The organism is Phycicoccus flavus (assembly GCF_004025965.2).
In the GTDB taxonomy this organism is placed as follows: Bacteria; Actinomycetota; Actinomycetes; order Actinomycetales; family Dermatophilaceae; genus Phycicoccus; species Phycicoccus flavus.
This window is the reverse complement of record NZ_SAYU02000116.1, coordinates 1-5,860: the sequence shown is the minus strand read 5'-3', so window position 1 is coordinate 5,860 and position 5,860 is coordinate 1. Positions and strand designations below refer to the sequence as shown.

At 76.7% G+C, this 5,860-nt stretch carries 5 protein-coding genes, 1 other RNA gene and 1 pseudogene; 4 read left to right on the top strand and 3 right to left on the bottom strand.

Annotated elements, in window-relative coordinates:
- Window positions 1-318: pseudogene (locus tag EPD83_RS19665) on the top strand (hypothetical protein); the annotation flags it as partial.
- Between the two features lie 3 nt (window positions 319-321).
- Here the strand turns inward: EPD83_RS19665 and EPD83_RS19660 are convergent.
- The 3 genes from EPD83_RS19660 to EPD83_RS19650 form a co-directional block, all read right to left on the bottom strand.
- Window positions 322-1,215: an oxygenase MpaB family protein gene (locus tag EPD83_RS19660; protein WP_128366536.1), complete on the bottom strand. Its 894-nt coding sequence runs from the start codon at window positions 1,213-1,215 to the stop codon at window positions 322-324.
- 87 nt (window positions 1,216-1,302) lie between these two features.
- A complete protein-coding gene (locus EPD83_RS19655) occupies window positions 1,303-2,394 on the bottom strand; it encodes an ArsB/NhaD family transporter (protein WP_235950746.1) in 1,092 nt (363 codons plus the stop codon).
- Between the two features lie 7 nt (window positions 2,395-2,401).
- The gene (locus tag EPD83_RS19650; protein ID WP_128366535.1) at window positions 2,402-3,148 is read right to left on the bottom strand and encodes a YaaA family protein; all 747 of its coding nucleotides are present in this window, start codon (window positions 3,146-3,148) and stop codon (window positions 2,402-2,404) included.
- A gap of 35 nt (window positions 3,149-3,183) precedes the next feature.
- Between EPD83_RS19650 and EPD83_RS19645 the strand changes: the two genes are divergently transcribed.
- The 3 genes from EPD83_RS19645 (at window position 3,184) to EPD83_RS19635 (ending at window position 5,837) form a co-directional block, all read left to right on the top strand.
- Window positions 3,184-4,632 (top strand): RNB domain-containing ribonuclease, encoded by a 1,449-nt coding sequence (locus EPD83_RS19645; protein WP_128366534.1) that lies wholly within the window; start codon window positions 3,184-3,186, stop codon window positions 4,630-4,632.
- Between the two features lie 20 nt (window positions 4,633-4,652).
- Window positions 4,653-5,034: RNase P RNA component class A (rnpB, locus tag EPD83_RS19640), an RNA gene on the top strand.
- 107 nt (window positions 5,035-5,141) lie between these two features.
- Complete coding sequence (locus EPD83_RS19635; protein WP_164896335.1) at window positions 5,142-5,837, top strand: cobalamin B12-binding domain-containing protein; 696 nt, start codon at window positions 5,142-5,144, stop codon at window positions 5,835-5,837.
- The last annotated feature ends 23 nt before the right edge of the window (window positions 5,838-5,860 follow it).

The window sequence follows — 5,860 nt, the reverse complement described above, 5'->3', positions numbered from 1 at the left end:
CTGGGCGACCGGTTCGGGATGGACATGAAGATCGGCGTCGCCTACTCGACGAGCAACACCGTCATCGAGCTCGAGGAGAACCGGCGGATCGCCTGGCAGACCCTCGCGGGGGGCGCGCTGTCGCGGCTCGTCGGCGGCCGGATCTGGCGCTACGAGCTCGAGCCGGTCGACGGCGGGACGCTCGTCACCGAGACGTGGGACATCTCGAAGGAGGCGGCGACGTCCAAGCCGGTCGTCCGGCGGATGGAGGGGATGACTCGGCGCAACATGGCCGCGACCCTGGAGCGCATCGAGCAGCTCGTCACCGGCACGGCCTGAGCGCTACGCCGACTCGGCCGCGGAGACCCGGCGCTCCTCGGCCACCCCGGCCATGGCCCACCGGACCCCCTTGGTCCCGGCGAGGCCGAGCACCCCGGCGGCCGCCGCGACCGGCCCGGCCACCGGCAGCCGCAGCTCGCGCCGCGCCCAGCCCGGGAGCAGGGCGACCCCACCGGCCGCGAGCAGCCCGTACCCGGCGCGCTGCGACCAGGGCAGCGGCGGGTCCAGCAGGAGGAAGCGCGCGGCGTCCCGCGCCGCGTCGCTGGCCCGCAGCACCGCCCGGTACGCCTCGAGCGCGGCCTCCAGGCCCGCGACGTCGGTCGGCACGTCGGTGGCGCCGAGCAGCCCCGGGACGACCGCCGCCTGCTCGACGTAGCGGTCGGCCTCGGCTGCCGTGAACGGCTCGGAGGAGAAGCGCTGGTAGGCCCCGAGGAAGCTCCAGGCCTCGGCGACGTGCACCCAGCGCAGCAGGTCCGGGTCGGACGCGCGGTAGGGGACGCCGCGGTCGTCGCGGCCGCGTACCCGCTCGTGGATGCCGCGGACCCTAGCGATTGCGGCCTCGGCGTCCTCGACGGTGCCGAAGGTCGTCGTCGCGAGGAAGTGCGAGGTGCGCTGCAGCCGCCCCCACGGGTCGCCGCGGTACCCGCTGTGACCCGCCACGCCCGCCATCGCCGAGGGGTGCAGCGACTGCAGCAGCAGCGCTGCGACGCCACCGGGGAACATCGACGCGTCGGCATGCACCTTCCACACCGGGTCCGTCGCGGTGAACCAGCGCCGCCCCTGCCGGCCCCAGATGACGGCCGCCCGCTCGGGCGCGTCGTCCCCGGCGACCCGGGAGCGCAGCGCCAGGCCCAGGCGGCGCTGGGCGCTCCGGCTCAGCGTGTCGATCGCGGTCATGGTCCTCCTCGTCGTCCGGACCCATTCCAACCCACGGACGGAGGGATCGACGCCGCGGTGTCGAAGGTTGCCCGGCGGTGTCGAGCGTCAGCGGGCGAGCGTCGGCGTGGCCGAGGCGAGGACGAGGACCGCGCAGGTCAGCCCGGCCGGGGCGAGCCAGCGCCAGGGGATCCGCATGCCGCGCGAGCGGCAGCGCTGGATCCACAGCAGGGTGGCCAGCGAGGCCCACGGCGTGACCAGCGGCCCCGCGTTCGTCCCCACGAGCAGGGCCAGCAGCCGCGGCACCGACCCGTCGGCCACCGGCTCCAGCGCCAGGTAGGCAGGCAGGTTGTTCGCGACGTTCGCGAGCCCGGCCCCGGCGCCGGCGACCGCCAGCAGGGCCGGGGCCGAGGTGCCGTCCGGCAGGCCGCCGACGAGGGGGTCCAGCACGCCGAGGCGGTGCAGCACCTCGACGAGCGCGGACACGGCGACGAAGCCGGCGGCCATGAGCCACGGCACCGGCAGCGACCGCAGCAGCGTCCGGTCCCGCACGAAGGTGACCACGCCCAGCACCGCGGCCGACCCGCAGGCGACGGCCCAGGGGGGTGCGCCGAGCGCGAAGAGCGGGGCGAGGACGACGCACACGGCCCCGGCCGTCCGCAGCAGGACGGGGTCGTGCGGCTCCGGCGGCGGGGCGGTGGCGTAGCGCGCGCCCAGCGTCCGCCGGTGCAGGAGGGCGACGAGGGCCAGGGTGACGAGGACGGCGACGAGCGCCGGGGCCCACGACGCGCGGACGTAGTCGGCGTGGCCGGCCCCGTCCTGCTCGAGGGTGTGCAGGGCGAGCAGGTTCGTGAGGTTCGAGACCGGCAGCAGCAGCGAGCCGGTGTTCGCCACCCAGAGCGTCGTCACCGCGAAGACGCGGGGGTCCAGCCCGACCTGCGCCGCCACGGCCAGGCCCACCGGGGTCAGCAGCACGGCGGTCGTGTCCAGGGACAGCACGACCGTGGCCGCCACCGCGAAGAGCGCGAACAGCAGCCAGAGGACCCCGGCGCGGCCCCTCCCGAGCCGCGCGACGGCGTGGCCCGCGACGTCGAACACCCCGGCCCGCTCGGCCAGCTCGGCCGTCACCGTCACGGCGAGGAGGAAGACGACGACGGGGGCCAGACGGGCGAGCAGCGCGACGGCGTCGCCGGTGCTCACGGCGCGCTCACGGGGCCTCGACGTCCAGCACCCAGGGCGCGCCGCGGCGGGCGGGCTCGTGCAGCGTCACGGCGAAGGCCCCGGCGACGACGTCGGCCAGCAGCGGCACCGACCGGGCGGACACCCCGGCCTCGCACACGTGCCGGGCGACGAGGCCGCGGGTGTGCTTGGCCATGTGGCTGGCGCCGGGGACCCGCACCTGCACCCACCGCGGGGCGAGGTCGGGCCCGGGACGCCAGGCGGCGGCGTAGGCGGCCGAGCGGCAGTCGACGACGACCCCGCGGCCCGCGGCGGCCGTCAGCGGCGCGTCGAGGTGGGCCCGCCAGAACCCGGCGAGCGGGCCGACGCCCGGCAGGTCGACGCCCATGGCCAGCCGGTAGGCCGTCACCCGGTCCGCCGGACGCACGGCACCGTGCAGGGCCGACACGACGACGAGCCAGCGCTGCGCCCGGCGGCGGGCGGCGGCGTCGAGCGAGGCGAGGTCGAGGGCGTCGTAGAGGACGCCGGTGTACACCTGCGCCGCCGGGGTGGCGGGCAGCTGCTCGAGCCGGAGGTTGCGGGCGACCTCACCACGGAGGGACTCCGGCACCCCCAGCACCGCAGCGGCCTCCGAGCCGTCGCCCAGGGCCTGCAGGCTCGTCGCGACACGCTGCCGGGCCTGGGCGAGCCCGGGGAAGGACCAGGTGCCCGGGTCCGCCGGCCGGCCGCGCGGGCGGTTCCACTTCGACTCCGACGGCGGGAGCAGCACGAGCACGGGGGCGAGCCTACTGACGGGGCTAGGGTGCGAGGATGCCGCGCCCCCGGATCGTGCTCCGCCCGACCGACGCCGACGCACCGCGCGAGCTCGTGCAGGCCCTGCGCGACCGGTTCGCCGCCGTGCGGGCCGAGCTCGGCATCGACGGGCCCTACCCGGCCGACGCGCAGGCCGAGGCCGAGCGGGTCGCCGCGCAGCCGCCGGCCCCGCCGGAGCGCGACGAGACCGACACCCCGTACGTGACGCTCGACCCGCCGGGGTCGATGGACCTGGACCAGGCCCTGCACATCGAGCGCGAGGGCGCGGGCCACCGGGTCCGCTACGCCATCGCGGACGTCCCGGCCTTCGTCGTCACGGGCGGGGCGCTCGACCGCGCCACCCGGTCCCGCGGCCAGACCGTCTACTGCCCGGACGAGCGCGTTCCGCTGCACCCGCCCGTGCTCTCGGAGGCTGCCGCGAGCCTCCTGCCGGACCAGGTGCGCCCGGCCTTCGTCTGGGACCTGCGCCTCGACGCCGACGGGGTGCTCACCGGCGCCGAGGTCCGCCGGGCGCTCGTGCGCAGCAGGGCCCGCCTCGACTACGCCACGGTGCAGCGCCAGGTCGACGACGGCACCGCCGACGAGATCCTCCTTCTGCTGCGCGAGGTGGGGGAGCGGCGCATCGCGCAGGAGCGGGCCCGCGGCGGCGCCAGCCTGCCGATGCCCGAGCAGGAGGTCACCGAGCGCGAGGACGGCGGCTTCACCCTCGAGTTCCGGCCCCCGGTCGCGGCCGAGGAGTGGAACGCCCAGCTGTCGCTGCTCACCGGGATGGCGGCGGCGACGATGATGCTCGACGCCGGGGTCGGGGTCCTGCGGACCATGCCGCCGCCCACCGACGAGGCCCTCGCCCGCTTCCGCCGGGCCGCCCGGGGCCTGCACGTCGACTGGCCGCAGGAGGTGTCCTACGGCGACCTCGTCCGCGGCCTGGACCGCCGCGACCCTCGTCACCTCGCCCTCATCCACGAGGCGACGGCGCTCTTCCGGGGAGCCGGCTACACCGCCTTCGACGGCGCGCCGCCCGAGCAGCGGGAGCACGCCGCTGTCGCCGCCCCCTACGCGCACGTCACCGCCCCGCTGCGGCGGCTCGTCGACCGCTTCGGCCTCGTCGTCTGCGAGGCGGCGGGCCGCGGGGCGCCCGTCCCGGACGAGGTCCGCGCCGCGCTGCCGGACCTGCCCGACCTCATGCGCGACTCCGACCGGGTGGCCCGCAGCGCCGAGCGGCTCTGCGCCGACGCCACGGAGGCCGCGGTGCTCGGCGACCGGGTCGGCGAGGTGCTGGCCGCGGTGGTCGTCGACCACGAGGAGAAGGGCATGGAGGTCCAGCTCGTCGACCTGCCGGTGCTCGCCAAGGTGCGCGGCGAGCGGGCGGAGCTCGGCTCCGGCATCGAGGTGCGGGTCGAGCAGGCCGACGTCGCCACCGGCACGGTCGTCCTCGTCCGCGCCTGAGCCCTACACTGGGCGGCGGACGAGCCGGGCGGACGGTCGCGTCGGTGGGTCTCCCACCGCCGAGGAAGGTCCGGGCTCCGAAGGGCAGGATGGTGGCCAACAGCCACCCGGGGCGACCCGCGGGACAGTGCCACAGAGAACAGACCGCCGTCGGTGCGCGAGCACCGGCGGCAAGGGTGAAACGGTGGTGTAAGAGACCACCAGCGGCCTGGGTGACCAGGTCGGCTCGGTAAACCCCATCCGGAGCAAGCCCAGACAGCGTGCGACCAAGGGCGGCCCGCCCGAGCACGCGGGTAGGGCGCTGGAGGCGGTCGGCAACGGCCGCCCGAGATGGATGACCGTCACCGGTCCGTCGGCGACGACGGTCCGGGACAGAACCCGGCCTACAGCCCGGCTCGTCCCTCGCCCGGAGCCCTGACCTGCACGGACGGCTCCCCCGCATGAGCCCGCGCCGGGGCGGGTACCCGGGTTATCGTTCTCGCAGTACCCGTTCCGAAGGAGCACGTCCCGTGGGTCCCGACCCCTCCACCGACCTCGAGCTCGCGCGTGAGCGCGTCATGGCCGCGACGCGGGAGCTCGACGGCGCCACCGTGCGCGACCTCCTGCTCGACGCCCTGCTGGTGTCCGGCGTGGACGCCACCGTGACGCGGGTCATCATGCCCGTGCTCAAGGAGGTGGGCGACGCCTGGGAGTCCGGACGGCTCGGCGTCGTCCACGAGCACTTCGTCTCCAGCGCCTTCCGCGGCGTCCTCGGCGAGCTGCGGCTGCCAGTCCAGGGCACGCAGGCCCGCACCGTCGTCCTGGCCTGCCCGCCCCGCGAGCTGCACGACCTGCCGCTGGAGCTCTTCGGCGCCATGCTCCACGCCCGCTGGTGGCGCGTCGTGAGCCTCGGGGCGAACTCGCCGATGACCGCCATCGGCGAGGCCACCCGGTTCCTGTCCGCCGACGCCGTCGTCCTCGCCGGGGTCCGCCGCTCGGCCTTCGAGGCGCGGCTCCCCTCGCTCGCGCGGCTCGGCCGCTCGCTGCCGGTGTTCATCGCCGGGGAGGGGGCCAAGGCGCTGCCGGAGCCGCCGCACGGGGTCACCGTCCTGCCGGACGACCTCGAGGCGGCCGCGGGGGTCGTCGACGCCGCCGTCCCGGCCCGGGACCGCGCCGAGGAGCCGGCCGCCCGCGCCCACGACGACAGCGAGCCCGCCATCGGGTGAGCGGGGCTAGCGTGGGTGGATGC